This is a genomic window from Steroidobacter denitrificans (assembly GCF_001579945.1).
GTDB lineage: Bacteria > Pseudomonadota > Gammaproteobacteria > Steroidobacterales > Steroidobacteraceae > Steroidobacter > Steroidobacter denitrificans.
The window spans coordinates 2,654,201-2,674,948 of record NZ_CP011971.1; the positions used below are offsets into that span (position 1 = coordinate 2,654,201).

18 protein-coding genes and 1 pseudogene are annotated in these 20,748 nt (G+C 61.8%); 15 read left to right on the plus strand and 4 right to left on the minus strand.

Features of this window, described 5'->3' with window-relative positions:
- The first annotated feature begins 58 nt into the window (after positions 1-58).
- From ACG33_RS11985 to ACG33_RS12055, 15 genes and pseudogenes are all read left to right on the plus strand, one after another.
- Entirely contained in the window at positions 59-1,789 is a 1,731-nt protein-coding gene (locus ACG33_RS11985) for a sensor histidine kinase (protein ID WP_066921485.1), read from the plus strand.
- On the plus strand, positions 1,786-3,129 hold the full coding sequence (locus tag ACG33_RS11990; protein ID WP_066921487.1) for a sigma-54-dependent transcriptional regulator: 1,344 nt from the start codon (positions 1,786-1,788) through the stop codon (positions 3,127-3,129). Before ACG33_RS11985 ends, ACG33_RS11990 begins: the two co-directional genes overlap by 4 nt.
- A gap of 450 nt (positions 3,130-3,579) precedes the next feature.
- On the plus strand, positions 3,580-3,864 hold the full coding sequence (locus tag ACG33_RS11995; protein ID WP_066921489.1) for a type II toxin-antitoxin system TacA family antitoxin: 285 nt from the start codon (positions 3,580-3,582) through the stop codon (positions 3,862-3,864).
- Positions 3,865-4,389: a GNAT family N-acetyltransferase gene (locus ACG33_RS12000; protein ID WP_066921491.1), complete on the plus strand. Its 525-nt coding sequence runs from the start codon at positions 3,865-3,867 to the stop codon at positions 4,387-4,389.
- 125 nt (positions 4,390-4,514) lie between these two features.
- Positions 4,515-4,712, plus strand: a pseudogene (locus ACG33_RS17100) (type II toxin-antitoxin system RelE/ParE family toxin); the annotation flags it as partial.
- A 324-nt stretch (positions 4,713-5,036) separates the two neighbouring features.
- Positions 5,037-5,609 carry a pilin gene (locus ACG33_RS12010; protein WP_210399053.1) on the plus strand — a complete coding sequence of 191 codons (573 nt, stop codon included), beginning with the start codon at positions 5,037-5,039 and terminating at the stop codon, positions 5,607-5,609.
- 96 nt (positions 5,610-5,705) lie between these two features.
- Positions 5,706-6,902 carry a methyltransferase family protein gene (locus ACG33_RS12015; RefSeq protein ID WP_066921495.1) on the plus strand — a complete coding sequence of 399 codons (1,197 nt, stop codon included), beginning with the start codon at positions 5,706-5,708 and terminating at the stop codon, positions 6,900-6,902.
- Between the two features lie 15 nt (positions 6,903-6,917).
- Complete coding sequence (locus ACG33_RS12020) at positions 6,918-8,123, plus strand: serine hydrolase domain-containing protein (RefSeq protein WP_168160085.1); 1,206 nt, start codon at positions 6,918-6,920, stop codon at positions 8,121-8,123.
- A 167-nt stretch (positions 8,124-8,290) separates the two neighbouring features.
- On the plus strand, positions 8,291-10,033 hold the full coding sequence (gene pilB, locus ACG33_RS12025) for a type IV-A pilus assembly ATPase PilB (protein WP_210399054.1): 1,743 nt from the start codon (positions 8,291-8,293) through the stop codon (positions 10,031-10,033).
- A 49-nt stretch (positions 10,034-10,082) separates the two neighbouring features.
- The gene (locus tag ACG33_RS12030) at positions 10,083-11,300 is read left to right on the plus strand and encodes a type II secretion system F family protein (RefSeq protein WP_066921499.1); all 1,218 of its coding nucleotides are present in this window, start codon (positions 10,083-10,085) and stop codon (positions 11,298-11,300) included.
- Between the two features lie 128 nt (positions 11,301-11,428).
- A complete protein-coding gene (locus ACG33_RS12035; RefSeq protein ID WP_066921501.1) occupies positions 11,429-12,403 on the plus strand; it encodes a prepilin peptidase in 975 nt (324 codons plus the stop codon).
- A gap of 20 nt (positions 12,404-12,423) precedes the next feature.
- Positions 12,424-13,053: a dephospho-CoA kinase gene (coaE, locus tag ACG33_RS12040; RefSeq protein ID WP_066921503.1), complete on the plus strand. Its 630-nt coding sequence runs from the start codon at positions 12,424-12,426 to the stop codon at positions 13,051-13,053.
- A gap of 153 nt (positions 13,054-13,206) precedes the next feature.
- Positions 13,207-14,853 carry an NfeD family protein gene (locus ACG33_RS12045; RefSeq protein WP_210399055.1) on the plus strand — a complete coding sequence of 549 codons (1,647 nt, stop codon included), beginning with the start codon at positions 13,207-13,209 and terminating at the stop codon, positions 14,851-14,853.
- A 166-nt stretch (positions 14,854-15,019) separates the two neighbouring features.
- Complete coding sequence (locus tag ACG33_RS12050; RefSeq protein ID WP_066921505.1) at positions 15,020-15,769, plus strand: slipin family protein; 750 nt, start codon at positions 15,020-15,022, stop codon at positions 15,767-15,769.
- Between the two features lie 156 nt (positions 15,770-15,925).
- Complete coding sequence (locus tag ACG33_RS12055; protein WP_168160086.1) at positions 15,926-17,203, plus strand: alginate export family protein; 1,278 nt, start codon at positions 15,926-15,928, stop codon at positions 17,201-17,203.
- A 99-nt stretch (positions 17,204-17,302) separates the two neighbouring features.
- Here ACG33_RS12055 and ACG33_RS12060 read toward each other — a convergent pair whose 3' ends face one another.
- From ACG33_RS12060 to groL, 4 genes are all read right to left on the minus strand, one after another.
- The gene (locus ACG33_RS12060; protein WP_083537266.1) at positions 17,303-17,986 is read right to left on the minus strand and encodes a thiopurine S-methyltransferase; all 684 of its coding nucleotides are present in this window, start codon (positions 17,984-17,986) and stop codon (positions 17,303-17,305) included.
- A 147-nt stretch (positions 17,987-18,133) separates the two neighbouring features.
- Positions 18,134-18,538 (minus strand): type II toxin-antitoxin system VapC family toxin, encoded by a 405-nt coding sequence (gene vapC / locus ACG33_RS12065; RefSeq protein WP_066921511.1) that lies wholly within the window; start codon positions 18,536-18,538, stop codon positions 18,134-18,136.
- Between the two features lie 2 nt (positions 18,539-18,540).
- On the minus strand, positions 18,541-18,789 hold the full coding sequence (locus ACG33_RS12070) for a type II toxin-antitoxin system VapB family antitoxin (protein ID WP_066921513.1): 249 nt from the start codon (positions 18,787-18,789) through the stop codon (positions 18,541-18,543).
- Positions 18,790-19,067: 278 nt separating this feature from the next.
- Positions 19,068-20,723, minus strand: a complete 1,656-nt coding sequence (groL, locus tag ACG33_RS12075) for a chaperonin GroEL (protein WP_066921515.1) — start codon at positions 20,721-20,723, stop codon at positions 19,068-19,070.
- Positions 20,724-20,748 lie beyond the last annotated feature (25 nt).

Sequence of the window (20,748 nt, forward strand, 5' to 3'; positions counted from 1 at the left end):
TAATAGACCCTACACTTGCGACACATGAAAGTCCCGGCTCGCACCCCATGATCGCCCGATGAACGCTCCCGCCGACCCGCCCGCACCCGCGCCGCCCGCGGATCTCGGCTGGCGCGTTCTGGCGCTCATCAATCTTTTTCGGTTGCTGACGCCCCTGTTGCTGGCGCTGATATTCGCGGCGCTCGACCCCGCGCCGGTGGGCACGACCTTCCCGGCCCTGTTCATCGGCACGACGGCGACCTATTTCGCCTACGCCGTCGTGTCGATCGCCGGCGTGAAGCGCCGCTGGCCCGAGATCAGCGTGCAGACCATCGTCAGCGTCTGCGTCGATATCGTGGCGATCGGCATCCTGACGTATGCCAGCGGCGGCATGGCCAGCGGCCTGGCGGTGCTGATGGTGCTGCCGATCGGCGTCGCCAGCTTCATCGTACGCCCCCAACTGGCGCTGCTGCTGGCTTCGCTGGCGGCGATCGCTCTGGTGGCTCAACAGATTTTCATCGCGCTGGCCGCGCGCGGCGAGATCGGCGATCTGACCTCGGCGGGCATCGCCGGCGCGCTGCTGCTGCTGGTGACCCTGGGCGTGGGCCGGCTCGCCGGCAATCTGCGCGACAATGAACTGCGCCTGCGCCAGCGCGAAGTCGATGTCGCCGATCTTGCCCAGCTCAACCAGTTCATCGTGCAGCATCTGCGCGAAAGCATCCTGGTGGTCGACGCCAACGACACCATTCGCCTGATCAATGAATCCGCGGCGCAACTGCTGCACAGCGGACCGGTGGCGCCCGGCACCTTGCTGGGCGAAATCTCCCCACGCCTGATCTATCTGCTGGGCATCTGGCGCCGCCATCCCCACGACTGGCAGCTGAGTTCCTTGTCGATGCCCGCGCACGACGGCGGCAACCTGCTCCAGCCGCATTTCGTCTCGCTCGACAGCAGCCACGGACCGACCCTGATCTTTCTGGAAGACACGACCTTGATGGCCGAACGTGTCCAGCAGTCCAAGCTGGCGGCGCTGGGCCGGCTCAGCGCGTCGATCGCCCACGAAATCCGCAATCCCGTCGGCGCCATGAGCCACGCCGCCCAATTGCTGGCGGAAACGCCGGGGCTGTCGCCGCAGGAGCAGCGGTTCGCCGAAATCATCATTCGCAATGGGGCACGCGTCAGCACCATCATCGAGAATGTATTGCAGCTGTCGCGCCGCGACTCCACGCGCCAACAGCGTCTCGAGCTCAATGACTGGCTGCGCGGGTTCCTGGTGGAATTTCGTGATGCCGCGCAGCTACCGGAAGCGGCGCTGTCACTGCATGCGCCGGGTGTGCTGGACGTGCGCATCGATCCCTCGCATTTGCATCAGTTGATGTGGAATCTGTGCGAGAACGCCATCAGGCACGGCCGCCATGACGGCTGCGAACGCAACGGCGACGGCAACAGCGCTGAGGTGGACGACGGCAATCCTGCCGAGGATGGCGGCGGGCGCGACGGAAACGACAGCGAAGCGGCGGGGCAGGATGCGGGGACAGCCACGGTGGAGATCCGCAGCGGGCGCATCGCCGGCACCGACCGTCCCTTCGTGGAAGTGCTGGATCGCGGCAAAGGCATCCCGGCCGAGGATACCGAACGCGTCTTCGAGCCTTTCTTTACCTCCGGCAAGGGCGGTACCGGCCTGGGGCTGTTCATCGCCCGGGAGCTGGCCCAGTGCAACCGGGCACTGCTGCTCTACGAACCCCGTCCCGGCGGTGGTAGCATTTTTCGGCTCGTTTTCTCGGATCCGCAACGTTGGGAAATTCAGTGACGAAACCGCGCGCCCTCATCGTCGATGACGAACCCGACATCCGCGAACTGCTCGCCATCACCCTGGAGCGCATGAACCTGGAGGTGACGGCCGCCGCTACATTGGAGACGGCCATCCATGCACTGCGCAGCGGCAGCTTCGATCTGTGTCTCACCGACATGCGGCTGCCCGACGGCGATGGCCTGGACCTGGTCCAATGGATCCAGACCCATGCACCGCAGACACCGGTCGCCGTGATCACCGCGCATGGCAATGTGGAAACCGCGGTACGCGCACTGAAGCTCGGCGCCTTCGACTTCATCTCCAAGCCCCTGGACATCGCCGCGCTGCGCAAGCTGATCACGGCGACGCTCAAGCTCGGTGAATCCAGCCCCAAGAATGGGCAGCCGCCGCGCATCAAGCTGTCCGGCCAGTCGCGAGCCATGGAACAGCTGCGCGAAATGATCGCGCGTGTCGCGCGCAGCCAGGCGCCGGTGCACATCTACGGCGAGTCCGGCACCGGCAAGGAATTGGTGGCCCACTTGATCCACGATGCCGGCGTGCGCCGCGACGGCCCTTTCGTGCCGGTCAACTGCGGCGCCATCCCCTCCGAACTCATGGAAAGCGAACTGTTCGGGCACAAGAAAGGCAGCTTCACCGGCGCGATCGCCGACAAGCAAGGCCTGATCCAATCCGCCGAGGGCGGCACCTTGTTCCTGGACGAGATCGCCGACCTGCCTCTGCACATGCAGGTGAAGCTGCTGCGGGTCATCCAGGAAAAACGCGTGCGCCCCGTGGGCGAGTCGAAGGAAATTCCCATCGACGTGCGCATCCTATCGGCCACCCACAAGAACCTCGCGGCACAGGTCGCCGACGGCAAGTTTCGCGAAGATCTGTTCTATCGCATCAACGTGATCGAGATCCGCGTCCCGCCGCTGCGCGAGCGCCGTGAAGACATCGATGAACTGGTCCAGTCCATACTGGCTCGCCTCGCTCCCCAGATCGGCAATGACGCCTTGCATCTCACCGAGGCCGCCCGGCGCGCCCTGCGCGACTACCATTTCCCCGGCAATGTGCGCGAACTGGAGAACGTCCTGGAACGTGCCGCCACCCTGTGCGTGAACGACGCCATCGACGTCGGCGATCTGCAGCTGCGCCCCAAGGTGACTCAGACTGACACTTCCATCTCCAGCACCGTCGCCCCCGGCGAACCCCTGGGCGATGCCCTGGAGGACATCGAGCGCGACGCCATCGTGCGCGCCCTGGAGCAGACCCGCTACAACAAGACCAAGGCCGCCGAGTTGCTGGGCATGACCTTCAGGTCGCTGCGCTATCGGATCAAGAAGCTGGGAATCGAGTAGACGGCGAATAAAGCGATGACGGCTCTGTCAACGATGCGATTCATTGCAGATCTTCCCGGCACTTGACTTTGATTCCGCAACGGTAGCAAGGCCTCCTGAAATTGGGGGGCATCGCTAAAGCCTAGACGTTTTACTGCTGAAGGCCAGAGCGATTGACTGCGAGTCTGTGCACGTATGCAGCCGCCTTGAATTTCGATCATCAAACGCTGGACAAGTTCGCTCATGATCCAGTTCCAGCCATGCATCCCGGGCAAATGCATGGCTGGAACTGGATCATGAGCGAACCTCAACCCCCGACGGCTTTGGGGGAATCAGCAATTCGGCCTGATTGCCATCTTTCAGAATGCCATTGATGATTTCGAGCGCCAGAGTAGGGTTGTATTGACACTGTCATGGCGTTAGACGTAAGGTAGTTGTCATGACATTCGCCTTCTCACATGAGGAGCAGCCATGAGCACCGATTCGACTGCACGCAAAGACGATCTGATCCAGATCAGAGCCTCTGCTACCACCAAAGCCACCCTCAACCGAGCGGCGGCCATGCGTGGTCAAAGGCTGTCGGAGTTTATGCTGGAGAGCGCCCGGGCACGAGCTGAGGAGACGATCCTCGATCAGCGCTTGTTTGCTCTTGATGACGACGACTACAAGGCATTCCTTGCCATGCTCGATGCTCCGGCCAAGCCAGATAACGCACTGCGAGCAAGGATGAAACGCAAGCCGGCGTGGGAACGCTGAGTGCCAACGATCCCGGCGCCGGGCGTACTGGACCCCGAGCGCCTTGGCGCTCACCATGATCTTGCGCACTTCAAGAATGGTAGGCACGAGTCGCTCGATGCATGGCTTCGCGATCGAGCATTGACAAGCGAAGGCCTGTCGGCTCGAACCTATGTCGTGTGCGCGACCGACACTCCCGCCCGCCTGGTCGGCTATTACGCGATCTCGACCGCAATGGCACATCGAACCGCTCTACCGACGGCAAAACTCCGTCGCGGCATGCCGGATGAGGTTCCGCTGCTCCTCATCGGTCGATTGGCAATCGATGCCGACTTCCAGAAGCGCGGATTGGGCGTTGATCTTCTGATCGACGCACTGCGCCGCTGCCTCGTTGCAGCCGAAACGGCTGGAGCCCGAGGGATCATCACTCACGCCATCGACGACGAAGCTATGGCGTTCTACGAACGACATGGGTTCGTTCGCTGTCCGCTCGGCGAGCGAACGATGCTTATGCCGATGGAGACTGCCCGGATTCTGGTTGATTAAGCAGGCGAGATCGCTAAGTCCTCGACGATACGTTCCTACCCTATATTGATAGGCGTAGGCATCACCATCGGTCAGTTTGACGCCAGCGGTGGAACCCGGGCGAGTGTGAGCCGGCCAAGACCGAGGAGTTCGGCCAGGACCTGCGCGACTAAACCTTGCCGCTTGCACAACCTCCAAAGATGGGTCGCGCCGGCCGGCCAGGCCTGCCCGCCTTCGTGCGCGAGCTGGTTGCCCACCGGAATTACATCCTGTTCTATCGCGTGCTGGACGAGACTCGCACCGTGGAAATCCTGCGAGTGAAACACGCGGCACAACAAACGCCGTGGCAAGGGGGTGGCAACCCGCGAGATGAAACCGCGCTCGTCATGGACGTGCCAGACGTTCCCCATCCATCCGCGCAGATAAATTTGGATTGACTGGCTTCGCTGTCTCCAGGCAGCGTCGCGGACTGACACGATTTGTCAGTTGCTGCCCCAAAGCGCCCTCCGCGCAATGAAAACCGATTCGACATACGCCGACTGGATCTCAATATAAATCCCGCCGAACCAACAACTTACGCGCCCAGGAAGGTAGTTGGCACAAGCATTGCTATACGAACTGCACCGGCACACGCCGCTGTTTTCCGTGTTCCCTACCAGGAGATTTAAATGTTGAAACAAGTTCAGAAGGGTTTCACCCTTATCGAACTGATGATCGTGGTCGCGATCATCGGTATTTTGGCGGCCATCGCCATCCCCGCTTACCAGGACTACACGATCCGCTCGCAGGTGACTGAAGGTCTGAACCTTGCGGGTGCTGCGAAAGCTGGCGTAGCAGAATCGTTTGCAAACACTGGTGCTTGGCCGGCAGATAACGAAGCAGCTGGTCTCAACGCTAATGTAACGGATATCTCTGGCAAGTATGTGACGCAAGTAGCCATCGAGGATGGCACGATTACGATCACCTACGGCAACCAGGCCAACGGTGCAATCAACGCTGTGACGACCGCGGCGAATTCTACGCTGTCCCTAAAGCCCTACCTCAGTCCCAACAACGACGTTGTGTGGGTCTGCGGCACCGCGGCCGTACCGGGTACACCGCCCGTCGTTGATACCGACACTTTTGGCACTGCTTCGGGCGCTGCTTCTACGACACAGATCCTGCCCAAGTATCGTCCGGCAAATTGCCGCGGTGCGGCTGCTGGTGGTGCCCCCGGTGGTGACGGCGGCGACGGTGGTTAATAGAATCTAAATATCTGACAATGAGGATTGTCACACTCGAGAGGGCGCTATAGGCGCCCTCTCTTTTTCCTTCGCTCCCAGCTTCGCAGGTATCCCGTGTACCGCTTGCTCACCTTGTTTCTGGGTCAACTAATCGCAGGTTTCGTATTGTCGGAAGCGATCGGTCAGGATTGGACTGAAAATTCGCAAGCGCGACTTTGGGTCCTGCTCTCGATCTCACTCATACTCGGTACTGCCTTGGTGCGTGAACTGATAGTCTCTCCGAAACCCGCCGCGCAGTCAGCCGATGTTCGCGCCGACCGCATCCTCAATAAATGCCTGACATTGACTACGGGATGGCTGCTCGTACTGGTTGTGACCAGTATAAGCGCCTCGTGGGGCGTCGCCGCCTCGCAAGTCTTCATAGACGACCTTGTACCCCTCTTGCCGCTCCTGCTCCTACTCATCCCAGCGTATATCGTCATAACGGAGCGCCTGCGGGGCAAGACGGAGGATGCCTGCTCGTCATTCGGCGCAGTATTGCGAGGGAAAGAGCAGTGGAATACCGCAACCCACAAGACACTGATCCTGAGTTGGATAGTCAAGGCATTCTTTATCCCTCTGATGTACGGCAACCTAGTTCTCGCTTGCGAGAAACTTCTGATCCTAGGCGTCCTGCCACAAATGCACAACTGGGTTGCTTGGTTCGTCGTCCTGGGACTTTGCATCGACCTGCTGGTCGGCGCCGTGGGCTATATCAGTGCGGGAAAACTGCTACGAACGGAAGTAATCAGCGTCGATGATTCTTGGCTTGGTTGGGTGGTCTGCCTGGTTTGCTATGCGCCGTTCTTCCAGTATGTGAAATTGCTGACTGAACAGAAAGATGAGCTGCTATGGACGGACTGGCTCAGCCCCGAGCAGCCGCTTTACTGGATATGGGCTGCGCTGATTGTGTCGGCCTGGACCATCCACTGGTTATCTTTCATCGCATTTGGCCTGCGTTTTTCCAACCTCACCTATCGCGGATTAATCGACAGAGGACCCTACAAGTACTGCAAGCATCCATCCTATCTCTCAAAGAACATTTTCTGGTGGCTGAATACTGTTCCCTTCTACGGAGTTCTGAGCTTCTCCGACTTCGCCGCAAATATCGGCGGACTCAGCCTGGTCAGCTTGATCTACTACTTGCGCGCGAAAACCGAAGAGCGTCATCTGCGGCGCTTTTCTGAATACGCCGCTTATGCACGGCGGTTGGAAAATACTTCATTGTGGCTGAGGGTACGTGCCTGGATGCCACGCGGATCCCACGCCTGAGGTACTGAAATGGTCATGCATCGGCGTGCAGCGGCGCTGCTGATCTGTCTTCTGGCTGCGGCATTGTCACTTTCGCTAGTCCATCGTGAAGAAATTCGATCGAGGCTTGTGCAGCTAACATCAAATCTCGACGGCGGCTGCGACAAGAAGACGCCTCGATGGCTATCCGATGTTCGATCCTGGGCGAAACGCCACAAGTTACCAGGCATACAGATCCATCTGATACAGAACGGCGATACTTACGAATGTGCCTTCGGCAAGGCAATCACACCTGACGGTAAACGCATCGCGATGAATGCGCAGGCCGTACTCCCGTACGCAAGCCTAACCAAGATTTTTACTGCATCGATGGTCCTTATAGAGGTGCATAAGGGCACCATGTCCATGGACGATCGAATTTATGAATTATTGAGCTTACGCGAATATCCACTACCGAATGAACAACGCTGGCAAACCATCACGATAGAGCATCTACTCAGCCATCGCGCCGGTTTCAATCGTGCTGTTTCCGGCGATCCTACTCTATGGCCAAAATCTCCCTGCCCTCATCATCTCAACGAGCTAGGACGTGCAACCACCGATTTCGAACCCGGAGGCGACTTCGCTTACTCGAACCTTGGCTATTGTCTCCTAGGTGTAGCCCTGGAACGTCTGAGCAGCGAGCGATTCACGGCCTTGCTTGATCGTCAGTTACTCTCACCCCTGCATCTGAGCTCTGTACGCGTAACCGATCCCGACAACCTTCAACAGGCAGGCACCGCATTATATTTTGCGAATTCCAGCGAGCGCAGAATGTTCCACAGGCTGGATTGGCCAGCACGGCAAAGCATGGGTGCGCTCGCTGGCACGACAGGCGATTTTGCACAGCTGCTGGTTGTACTATCGAGGAATCGTCAAGATGAATGGGCCGCCGCAGGAAAGGCGCTGCTATCGCCACGCGAAGACTGCGACGAGACGCGTTGGCGCACCTGCCATGGATTAGCGTTCTATTCGCACCGCGAAAACAGTCAGGAAAGGATGTTCTGGCGCGATGGCAGCCTGCCCGGCGTCACGGCATTTGCTGCGATAACGGTCTCCGGCAATATCTTCGTACTACTTGCCAATAGCCGCGACCCGAACTGGATGCCTGTGCATGACGAGCTTGGAAAGATCGTCTATGAGAATCTCGCAGGCATTGGGCCGTGGCATTCGCTCCCTCCAGATGATCTCGTTGAAAAATGACCAAACTGGGTGTCCGTCGTCGACCTGAATGGCCCGCCCCTGCAGAATGTGACGCACGCACCGAAGTCCGCCCTGGCTCTAGGTCACAATAGGCAGTAATTTGACAATTGCTTGCTCCGAGCACACATGCGCTAATAAGGGTTTCTCCCCCGGATTCTGTTAAGTTCATGACCGAAAACGTCGCTCCCACCCTCCATGCTCAGCGCCTGGCCCTGCAGGGACTGCCGGCGCGCCTGATCCAGGACGGGCTTCTGGATGAGCGGGCGATGGTGCAGGCCATGACCGAGGCCAAGGAAGCCCATACCAGCCTGGTGGGGCACCTGGTCTCCCAAGGTCTGGCCGACGCGCGCGAGATCGCCATCGCCGCCTCCCAGGAATTCGGTGTCCCGCTGCTGGATCTGGATGCGCTCCAGCCGGATCTGGAAACCGTGCGGCTAGTGTCGGACAAGCTGCTGCAAAAGCACCGCGTCCTGCCTTTGATCAAGCGCGGCAAGCGGCTGTTCGTCGCGGTTTCCGACCCGACCAACCTGCATGCGCTGGATGAAATCAGGTTCCAGACGGGCCTGTCGGTGGAAGCCATCATCGTCGAGGAAGACAAGCTGCAGCGCGTGGGCAGCAAGGCGATCGAGCAGGTCGATGCCCAGATGCCTTCCCTGGGCGAGGAAGACCTGGATCTCGAGAACCTGGACGTCACCAGCGGCGAAGACGACGGGGAGCGCGAGGCGGTGGGCCGGGACGATGTCGAGGACGCCCCCATCGTCCGCTTCGTCAACAAGGTGATGCTGGATGCCATCAAGAAAGGTGCCTCCGACATTCATTTCGAGCCCTACGAAAAGACCTACCGCATTCGCCTGCGCCTGGACGGTCACCTGAAGGAACTGGCCGCTCCGCCGGTGCAACTGGCCAACAAGATTTCCGCCCGCATCAAGGTCATGTCGCGCCTGGACATCGCCGAGCGGCGCATCCCTCAGGACGGCCGCATCAAGATGCGGATTTCCAAGAACCGGGCCATCGATTTTCGCGTCAGCACCTGCCCGACCCTGTTCGGCGAAAAGATCGTCGCGCGTATCCTGGATCCCTCCAGCGCCATGCTGGGCATCGATGCGCTGGGCTATGAGCCGGCGCAGAAAGACCTGTACATGAAGGCACTGGCCCAACCCCACGGCATGATCCTGGTCACCGGGCCGACGGGCAGCGGCAAGACCGTGTCGCTGTACACCGGACTCAACATCCTCAACACGGAAGGCACCAACATTTCCACCGCGGAGGATCCGGCGGAAATCAATCTTCCCGGGGTCAACCAGGTCAACGTGAATCCGAAGGTCGGCCTGACGTTCGCCTCGGCCCTGCGCGCCTTCCTGCGCCAGGATCCGGATGTGATCATGGTCGGTGAGATTCGCGACCTGGAAACCGCCGAGATCGCCATTAAGGCGGCGCAGACCGGTCACCTGGTCCTCTCGACCTTGCACACCAACGATGCGCCCAAGACCTTGACCCGCATGGTCGACATGGGGGTCAAGCCCTACGCCATCGCCACCTCCGTCTCCCTGATCATCGCCCAGCGCCTGGCACGCCGGCTTTGCAGTCACTGCAAGACGCCGATGGACATGCCGCCGGAGGCGTTGCTGAAGGAAGGCTTCAGAGAGGAGGACATCGCCGCCGGTATCAGGATCTACAAGCCGGTCGGCTGCAGCCAATGCACGGACGGCTACAAGGGACGCACCGGCCTGTACCAGGTCATGCCGGTTTCCGAGGAGATCCAGAAGATCATCCTCCAGGACGGCAATGCGGTCGACATTGCCGCGCAAAGCGCCGCGGAGGGCATCTGGGATCTGCGGCGTTCGGGACTGGAAAAGGTCAAGGCCGGCATCACCAGCCTGGATGAAGTCAATCAGTGCACGGTCGAGTAGCGGCTGAAATACGGACGGCGTAGCGAACTTGGCGGCGTAGGACTAATACATGTCACAAGCAGCATCTGCACAGCAATTCCCGTTCACCTGGGAAGGCACCGACAAGAAGGGCAAGCGCATCAAGGGCAAGATGCTGGCGGTGTCGGAAGCGGCGGTCAAGGCCGACCTGCGCCGTCAGGGCGTGCTCGCGAAACGGGTGCGCAAGGAGACGCAACTCTTCAAGAGCGGCAAGAAGGTCACCACCGAGGACATCGCGCTGTTCGCCCGGCAGCTGGCCACCATGCTCGAGGCCGGCATCCCGATGGTCCAATGCTTCGACATCGTCGGCAACGGCGCCGACAAGCCGTCGATGCAGAAGCTGGTGCTGGCGATCAAGGCCGACATCGAATCAGGCACGACCTTGCACGAGGCCCTGGCCAAGCACCCGCTGCACTTCGACGATTTGTTCGTCAACCTGGTCGAGGCCGGCGAACAGGCCGGTGCCCTGGAAAATCTGCTCGACAAGATCGCGACCTACAAGGAAAAAACCGAGGCGCTCAAGAAAAAGATCAAGAAGGCCTTGTTCTACCCCACCGCGGTGCTGGCCGTGGCCGTGATCGTGACGGTCATCCTGCTGATTTTCGTGATCCCGCAGTTCGAAAGCCTGTTCAAGGGCTTCGGCGCCGATCTGCCGGCCTTCACGCAGATGGTCATCAACCTGTCGCGCTTCGTGCAGGATCAGGGCTGGTGGATGGGGCTCATGGTGGTCGGCGTGGGGTATGCGTTCTTTTATTTCAAGAAACGTTCCCGGCCGATGCGCCGCTTCCTGGATCGCATGCTGCTCAAGGCGCCGGTCATCGGCCCGATCATGGTGAAGGCCGCGATCGCCCGCTATGCGCGCACGCTGTCCACCATGTTCGCCGCCGGCGTGCCGCTGGTCGAGGCCCTGACCTCGGTCGCCGGCGCCACCGGTAACATCGTCTATGAAGAAGCCACCTTGCGCATCCGCGACGAAGTGGCCACCGGCCAGCGGCTGCAACGCTCCATGGAAGCCACCGACCTGTTCCCCAACATGGTCATCCAGATGATCTCCGTCGGCGAGGAATCCGGCTCGCTGGACTCCATGTCCGCCAAGGTGGCCGATTTCTACGAGGCCGATGTCGATGCGGCCGTCGATGGCATGAGCAGCCTGCTCGAACCGCTGATCATGGCGATCCTGGGCGTGCTGGTCGGTGGCCTGGTCATCGCCATGTACCTGCCCATCTTCAAGCTCGGCGCGGTCGTTTGAGCAAGTCCGGGCAACGCTCGCGTCCGGCCGCAGGCTGACATTGCCGCTCAGCGACGGGCAGAGGACGGACGGCGTATTCACCGCGGAAAGGCAGTGAAAAACGCACTGCGGCTGGAACCGGGACGACCATGCAGCACGCGCTTGACTTGTTCTTATACGCCTTGACGACCCACCCGATCCTGTGGATCGGGCTGATCTTCGTGCTCGGCCTGCTGGTGGGCAGCTTCCTGAACGTGGTCATCCATCGCCTGCCCATCATGCTGGAGCGCGAATGGCGGACCCAGGCGCGGCAGATTTTGCAGGACAGCGCGGGGGCTGCCGGCGAAAAGGCAGCCCCTGAAAAAGCCGGCCCCGCCCATCAAGCCGACGCCGCGCCTAGCCAGGAGATCTACAACCTGGCCGTGCCGCGCTCCGCCTGCCCCGGCTGCGGCGCGCTCATCACCGCCTGGCGGAATATCCCGCTGGTGAGCTACCTGCTGCTCAAGGGCAGGTGCGCCAACTGCGGTGTGAAAATTCCGCCGCGCTATCCCGTGGTCGAACTGGCCACCGCCCTGTTGTCCGCCCTGGTTGCCTGGAAATTCGGCATCGTCTGGTACACCGCCGCGGCGCTGGTGCTGACCTGGTCGCTGATCGCCCTGAGCGGCATCGACCTCGATCATCAGCTGCTGCCCGACAACATCACCCTGCCCTTGATGTGGCTGGGACTGCTGCTCAGCCTTGCGGCGACGATGCCACAGAGCGGCCTGCCGGTGGATCCGCGCTCCAGCATCATCGGCGCGGCCGCCGGCTATCTGAGCCTCTGGAGCCTGTTCCACCTGTTCAAGCTGCTGACCGACAAGGAAGGCATGGGCTACGGTGACTTCAAGCTGTTCGCCGCGCTGGGGGCCTGGCTGGGTTGGCAAATGCTGCTGCTGATCATCCTGCTGTCGGCGTTCACCGGCGCGCTGGTCGGCATCGCCATGATCGTGCTGCGGGGCCGCGACAAGAACATTCCCATTCCCTTCGGCCCCTACCTCGCCGCCGCCGGCTGGATCGCGCTGCTGTGGGGTCACGAACTGATCGGCTCCTACCTGCGGATCAGCGGCATCGGCGCGGCGTCCTGACTCGTATACCATCGCGGACGATGCATACCTCGGCTTCACCTCTGCTCATCGCGCTCACCGGCGGCATCGCCAGCGGCAAAAGCGCCGCCGCCGATTTTTTCTCCGACCTCGGCGTGCCGGTCTTCGATACCGACCAGATCGCCCGCGACGTCGTCGAGCCGGGTTCGCCTGCATTGGCGCGGATCGTCGCGGAATTCGGCGCCGACGTCCTCGATGCCGCCGGCCGCATGGACCGCGCCCGCATGCGCGAGCGGGTATTCAACGATCCCGAGCAGCGCAAGCGCCTGGAGGCGATCACGCATCCGGCGATTCGCACGGAGCTGGCGCGCCGTGCACAACAGGCCGATGGTCCTTATCAGATTCATGTGATTCCCCTGCTGGTGGAAGGCGGCCGCGCGGGCGCCTATGACCGCGTCCTGGTCGTCGATGCCCCGGAGGAACAGCAGTTGCGCCGGCTCATGGCGCGCGATGCATCCAGCGAGGAGCAGGCCCGCCGCATCCTGGCGGTGCAGGCCACCCGCCGGCAACGGCTGGCCATCGCCGATGATGTGATCGAGAACACCGGCACGCTCGAGGATTTGCGCCGGCAAGTACACTCGCTGCATCAAGACTATCTGCACATGGCCGCCCGGCGGACACCGGCGCCGTGAGCCGCGGCAGCGCCGGCTGAAAATCGGCGATATCCCGGCCTGCATCTGCTCGCGTCCTCGTCTGCAGCTGCGCTCCATACGCATCGCGGCATTGCAATACAACACGTACTATCGATATGCCCGTCATCCTGCGGGCGGGACAATGGAGGATGCATGCGGCTCCCGCGGCGTGGATTCATGCGCGTCATCCAGGACCGATGCCGGCAGGCGTTGCGCGCCTTGGTACTGCCGGTGCTGGTGCTGTACGCCGCGCTGCCGGCGCTGCCGCCGGGACCGGCAACCGTGTCGGCCTTGGCGTCGGCCGCACAAACCCCGGTGGCCGAATCACCCAGCGATCAGGCATCCTCAGGCACTCCCGCGGATACCCGTGCCGATGCGCAAGCATCAGCGAATACCGCCCTGTTGATCGAGATCCGCGATGCGATCGGACCGGCCACCAGCGATTTTTTCGTGCGCGCACTGGCGCAGGCGGCCGAACGCCAACTGCCGCTGGTCATCGCCGCAATGGATACCCCCGGCGGACTCGATAGCGCCATGCGCGACATGATCAAGGCCATCCTGGCCTCGCCCGTTCCGGTCGCCGTCTATGTGTCCCCCTCGGGCGCCCGCGCCGCCAGTGCCGGTACCTATCTGCTGTATGCCAGCCACATCGCGGCCATGGCCCCGGCCACCAATTTAGGCGCCGCAACACCGGTGCAAATCGGCGCGCCAAGTTCACCCTCACCCTCGCCGTCGCCCTCACCCGGCGGGCAACCGCCCACGGGCCGAGAGGGCGCAGGTGATGGGCATACCGATGCTCCCAAGGAGAAAGGCGCCCCCGCCGCGCATGCGCCGGCCGATGCCGATTCGGCAGCGCAAAAACCGGATGATGCGGCTGCGCCCGCCACCGGCACCGCCATGGAACGCAAGGCGGTCAACGATGCCGTGGCTTACATTCGCGGGCTGGCCGAGCTGCGCGGCCGCAATGCCGAATGGGCGGAAGCCGCCGTGCGTACCGCGGCGAGCCTGTCGGCCAGCGCCGCGCTGGAACGTCGGGTCATCGATGTCATCGCCACGGATGTGGCGGACCTGCTGCGCCAGATCGATGGACGCACGGTAAAGGTCAGCACGGGTGAAACGACGCTCGCCACCGCCGGCCTGGTGGTCGAACGCCTGGAAGCGGATTGGCGCACCAATCTGCTGGCCGTGATCACCAATCCCAATGTCGCCTATCTGTTGATGCTGATCGGCGTCTACGGCCTGCTGCTGGAGGGCTACAATCCCGGCGCCATCCTGCCGGGCGTGGTCGGTGCCATCAGCCTGCTGCTGGCGCTGTACGCTTTTCAGGTTCTGTCGGTGAATTACGCCGGCCTCGGCCTGATCCTGCTGGGACTGGTGCTGATCATTGCCGAGGCCTTCACGCCCAGCTTCGGCGCCCTCGGGCTCGGCGGCGTCATTGCGTTCGTGGTCGGCTCGATCATTCTCATGGATACCGACGTGCCTGGATTCCAGATTGCCACCGGGCTGATCGGCGGTATCGCCACCGCGGGGGCGCTGCTGGCGCTGCTCATCGCCACCTACTACGCCCGCTCGCGCAAGCGCCCGGTGGTCACCGGGTTCGACCAGATGCTGGATGAGCCGGCGGTCGCGATGGGGGACTTCGAGCACAGCGGCCCGGTGCGTATCCGCGGCGAAATCTGGCAGGCTGTCACGCGGCTGCCCGTCAAGCATGGCGAGCGCCTGCGCGTGCTGCGCATCGACGGGCTTACCCTGCATGTCGAGCCCGAATCCTCTCGGCTCCTGAACGCCGCCCGGTCATGAAACGCCCGCTGCGTCTCCTCGCACGCACCGGATGCACATTCCGGCCAAGGCGTCCGGACTGCCAGCCGGCGTACCGATCCCACCCCCGGGCTCGATCCATCCGGGCCCGGTTCCTGCGCCATCATGGCGCTCCCCCATCATGCATCCCCGGTAGTGGAGGCTCGTCATGTTCTTGATCGTACCCATCGTCATCCTGATCATCCTGATCTTCTCGGCGATCAAGATCCTGAACGAGTACGAGCGCGGCGTGATGTTCACGCTCGGACGCTATACGGGCACCAAAGGCCCCGGCATCATCCTGGTCATTCCCTTCATCCAGCGCATGGTCAAGGTGGATCTGCGCATCATTGTGCTGGACGTGCCCACCCAGGACGTCATTTCCCGCGACAACGTCTCGGTCAAGGTCAATGCGGTGGTCTACTTCCGTATCGTCGATCCCTCGCGAGCCATCATCCAGGTCGCCAATCCCTTCGAGGCGACCAGCCAGTTGGCGCAGACCACCTTGCGCTCCGTGCTGGGCCAACATGAATTGGATGAAATGCTCTCCGAGCGCGACAAGCTGAATCTGGACATCCAGCGTATCCTGGATCAGGCCACCGACGCCTGGGGCATCAAGGTCTCCAATGTGGAGATCAAGCATGTGGATCTGGACGAGACCATGGTCCGGGCCATCGCCAAACAGGCCGAGGCCGAACGGACGCGGCGCGCCAAGGTGATCCATGCCGAGGGGGAGCATCAGGCGGCCACCATGCTGGTCGAGGCGGCCAAGGCGCTGGGCGCCGACCCGCGCGCCATGCAGCTGCGCTACTTGCAGACCCTGGCGGACATCTCCGCCGAAAACTCTTCCACGATCGTGTTCCCGCTACCGCTGGATCTGATCAGCCCGCTACTGCAAAAGGGGCGCAGCCAGGATTGAGCGAGGCGTTCAACGCATGACGCGATTCCCCCGCGCTCGCTAACAATACGCGCTGAGACACCACCTTAGGTGTTAGGTAAACTTCCGAAGGTTCGCGCCCGATGCGAGCCAATAATATTGTGTCCATAAATTTTATCAATGAATTCAATAAATAAGATGAGAGATATAGACGTGGATGTCATGCCGTCGTTTGCTTTGAGACGTGCGATAGGACGTGGCCTGGGACTGGCCGCAATGACGGCGGCGGTCACGTTGCCGGTGCAGGCGGCCGAGACGCCGGCCGCCGCACAGTCAGTGACGCTCGCCGAGGCGATCACTGCGGGCCAAGCGCATATTTCGGCACGCTATCGCTTCGAGCAGGTCGATGAGGATGGCTTTGCGAAGGACGCGCACGCCTCGACGCTGAGGCTGCGCCTGAACTACGAAACCGGCGTCTGGCACGGATTCTCGTTCATGACGGAGTTCGATCATCTGCAGTCTGTCGGCGGCGATACCTACAACAGCACCCGCAACAATCGCACGACGCGGCCCATCGTGGCCGATCCGGAAGACACGGACCTCAACCAGGCGCTGCTGCGTTATGTGAGCGGCCAGGAAGAAGTGGTGCTCGGCCGCCAGCGTATCAACCTCGACAATCAACGCTTCATCGGCGATGTAGGCTGGCGTCAGAATGAACAAACCTTCGATGCCGTGACGCTGCGCTCCACGCGCATCCCGCAGACTCACCTGACTTATTCCTACGTGGACAATGTGAATCGCGTCTTCGGACCGGATTCCGGTACGCCGCCGGGCGATCTGCGTTCGGATTCGCATCTCATCGATGCCGCGTGGGATCTGCAGGCCGCCGGCAGACTGAGCGCCTTCGGCTACCTGCTCGACTTCGATAATGCCGCCACCCTGTCGAGCAAGACCTTCGGCGTGCTCTGGACCGGGCAGTATCCCGTGGGCCAGTTCAAGATGCCCTGGTCGCTGTCCTACGCCACACAAAGCGAGACCGGTGACAATCCGGTGAATTACTCCGCCGACTACTGGCAAGTGGAGATCGGTCTTGCGCAGGACACCTGGAGTGCGCGCATCGGCCGGGAAGTGTTGACGGGTGATGCCACCCGGACCGACCGCGCCTTCCAGACGCCGCTGGCCACGCTGCACCGCTGGCAGGGCTGGGTCGACAAGTTCCTCACCACCCCGCCGCAAGGCATCGAGGACACCTATGTTGCGCTCGGTGCCAAGCTCGCGGGCTTCGATCTGCAGCTCGCATGGCACGACTTCGGTGCAGAGGCGGTCAGCCGCGATTACGGCACCGAGTGGAACCTCTCGGTCGGCCGCAAGGTCGGCAAGCATGTGGATCTGCTCCTGAAAGCCGCCCGCTACGATGCCGATACCTTCGCCACGGATACCACCAAGCTCTGGGCAAGCGCCACGGTCTCGTTCTAGTACGAGTACGTCCTGAAAGTGAAGGCATGATCCGCGCCGGGACGGCGCGGATCATCGCCGCGCGCGGCCCGATCGGTTGCAGACACAAAGGCGCCGGCTCTAGGCGGGCTTGCAAACCGGGTCACCGATGCGATAGACGCGCTCCAGCATCCGGCTCACGCCGCGCTGACGAAAACGCATGCTGGCGGCAGCGGCGGTGACGTCGATTTCATCCAGACACTCCACCGGCAACGCCGCGAACAGTTGCCGCACTTCCCGATCGCTCACCGCGAACGGCGGGCCGGGCATCTCCTCCTGCCGGTAGTCCAGGGTAATCAACAGCATCGGGACCTGCGCCGGCAATATGCCCAACAGCTTGTGCACATAGGCGTGGCGCATCTGCGGCGGTAATGCAATGAGCGCAGCCCGGTCGAACACCGCGCCGACGTGGACCGTCGATGTCGGGTCGAGTGCAAAAAAATCGCCGCACAGCACGGTGATTCCCTGCGCGCCACCGGCACTCCATTGCTCGAAGTCTCCCAACGGCGCGACGTGTACGTCCGTTCGCCATGCCGTAAAGAAATCGCTGACCGCCGTTCTGGCGACCTCCACGCCCAGCACCGGGTGGCCCTGTTGCTGCAGCCAAAGCATATCCAGACTCTTGCCGCACAACGGCACGAACACCGTCGCGCCTGCGGGTACGCCAAGCTGCGGCCAATACTTTTGCAGATGCGGGTTGGTCTGCTGCTGATGAAAGCCGGTTTCGTGTTTAGCCCAGCGCTCGAGCCAGAAATTCAGATCCATCGCGGCCTCCCGGTTCGGCTGGATAAAAATCAGGCCGAACATTCAGACGTGAGTCGATCTACGATCCAATCCGGATCCCGGAGATCATAGGTTCATATTGCAGCAATAGCAGAGTCTCGGTGCACGGGTCACCAGGATCAAAGCCTGCTAGCGCAATGCCGGGAACTTCAACCGCGGATCGACGCGGGCGATTCGCTCGAAATCCCGATCACGATGAAGCAGCGGCAGTTGGAACCAGATCGCATAGGTGGCAATCAGACAATCGTTCGCGCTGCGTGGCGTGAAGGCCTGCCATCTGCATCGAGCATAGAGCATCGCAGCATCGCGTGTCAGTCGTCTCAGATCATCGCATTCGACCATCGGCAACTCGCCGAACTCGCTAGCCCACTGATCGAACCTAAGTGGCAAACTCGCACCCCGCAGAACCTCCTGCAGAATCGGCGGCGCCAGCCACACCGGATCGCTACGATCAAGACTCTCCTTGAGAAAGGAAACTTCGGGCGTCTGCTCGCCGCGCAAAAATCCGATCCAGACCGATGAGTCGACCAGCATGATCAAGACGGACTGGCGCTCTTCGGATCGTATCCTTCGCTCACACCGCCCGTCCCGTACAGGGCCAGCACGCCAGAGTAGTCGCGCGAACGCACAAAGTGTTCCAAGGCCAACTGCACCGCCTCGCGTGTCGTCTTGGCCCCGGAGAGGTGTTTGACCTGCGCCACGAGGCGTTCATTGAGGACGATATTAGTGCGCACCTCGGACTTGAGGGCTATCGCGGACTTTTGCCTGGCTTGCGGCTTCTTCATCGATGCTACCCTCATACACACAAGAGGTGTATAACATAGCACTTTGAATACGCGGGATCGAGGCACACTGCGCCGTTCAAGGCGGGGATGCCCCAGACAAGCCTGGCCGGGTATGCAGGGGATCTACAGTTTCAAGTGTCTGCATCCGATCGGGCGCGCCCAAACAAAAACCCCGCACGAGGCGGGGTTTTTGCCGCGGGAGCCTCGGGCGCCGCCGCGAAATCCGGAAGGATCCGGATCGGCCTTTCGGGCCGGTCCGGAGAGCCGGTCCAGGGCGATTACATTCCCATGTCGCCCATGCCGCCCATGCCACCCATGCCGCCGGGCATGCCGCCGCCATGAGCATGGTCGTCTTCCTTCGGGGCCTCGGCGATCATCACCTCGGTCGTGAGCAGCAGGCCGGCGACCGACGCGGCATTCTGCAACGCCAGACGGGTGACCTTGGTCGGGTCCAGGATGCCCAGGTCCAGCATGTCGCCATAGCCGCCGGTGGCGGCGTTATAGCCGAATGTACCCTTGCCTTCCTTCACCTTTGCCAGCACCACCGCGGCATCCTCGCCTGCGTTGGTGACGATCTGGCGCAGCGGCTCCTCGACCGAGCGCGTCAGGATGCGGATACCGAACTGCTGGTCCTCGTTCTTGGCTTCCAGCTTCTCGATCGCCTTCTGAGCGCGGATCAGCGCCACACCGCCGCCAGGGACCACACCCTCTTCGACGGCCGCACGGGTCGCATGCAAGGCATCTTCGACGCGCGCCTTCTTTTCCTTCATTTCGACTTCGGTCGCCGCGCCGACCTTGATGACGGCCACGCCGCCGGACAGCTTGGCGACACGCTCCTGCAGCTTCTCCTTGTCGTAGTCGCTGGTGGCCTCTTCGGCCTGCTTGCGGATCTGCTCCACACGCGCCTTGATGTCGGCGTTCTTGCCCTTGCCATCGATGAGGGTGGTGTTTTCCTTCTCCACCACGATCTTCTTGGCTTCACCCAAATCGTTCAGCGTGGCCTTCTCCAGCGACAGGCCGACTTCGTCGGAAATCACCACGCCACCGGTCAGCACTGCGATGTCCTGCAGCATGGCCTTGCGGCGATCACCGAAGCCCGGCGCCTTGACCGCCGCCACCTTGACGATGCCGCGAATGGTGTTGACGACCAGGGTCGCCAGCGCCTCGCCCTCGACATCCTCGGCAATGACCAGCAGGGGCCGGCCGGCCTTGGCGATGCCTTCCAGCAGCGGCAGCATTTCGCGAACGTTGGAAACCTTCTTTTCGTACAGCAGGATAAACGGATTATCGAGTTCCGCCGTCTGGTTCTGCTGATTGTTGATGAAGTAGGGCGAGAGATAACCGCGATCGAACTGCATGCCCTCGACCACATCGAGTTCGTTCTGCAGTCCCGAGCCTTCCTCGACCGTGATCACGCCTTCCTTGCCGACCTTCTCCATCGCATCGGCGATGGTCTGCCCGATCGACTCGTCGGAGTTGGCGGAAATCGTGCCGACCTGGGCGATCGCCTTCTGATCCTTGCAGGGCTTGGACAGGCGCTTGAGCTCCTCGACGGCCGTGGCGACGGCGGTATCGATGCCGCGCTTCAGATCCATCGGGTTGGCGCCGGCGGCCACGGCCTTCAGGCCCTCGCGCACGATGGCCTGGGCCAGCACGGTGGCGGTGGTGGTACCGTCGCCGGCTTCATCGGAAGTGTTGGACGCCACTTCCTTCACCATCTGCGCGCCCATGTTCTCGAACTTGTCCTTGAGCTCGATTTCCTTCGCGACCGAGACGCCATCCTTGGTGATGGTCGGCGCGCCGAAGCTCTTCTCGAGCACTGCGTTGCGGCCCTTGGGACCCAGCGTCGTCTTGACCGCGTTTGCCAGGACGTTCACGCCCTTGAGCATGCGCGCGCGCGCGTCGTCGCTGAAACGTACTTCTTTAGCTGCCATGTGAGTCAACCTCTACTGAAAATTC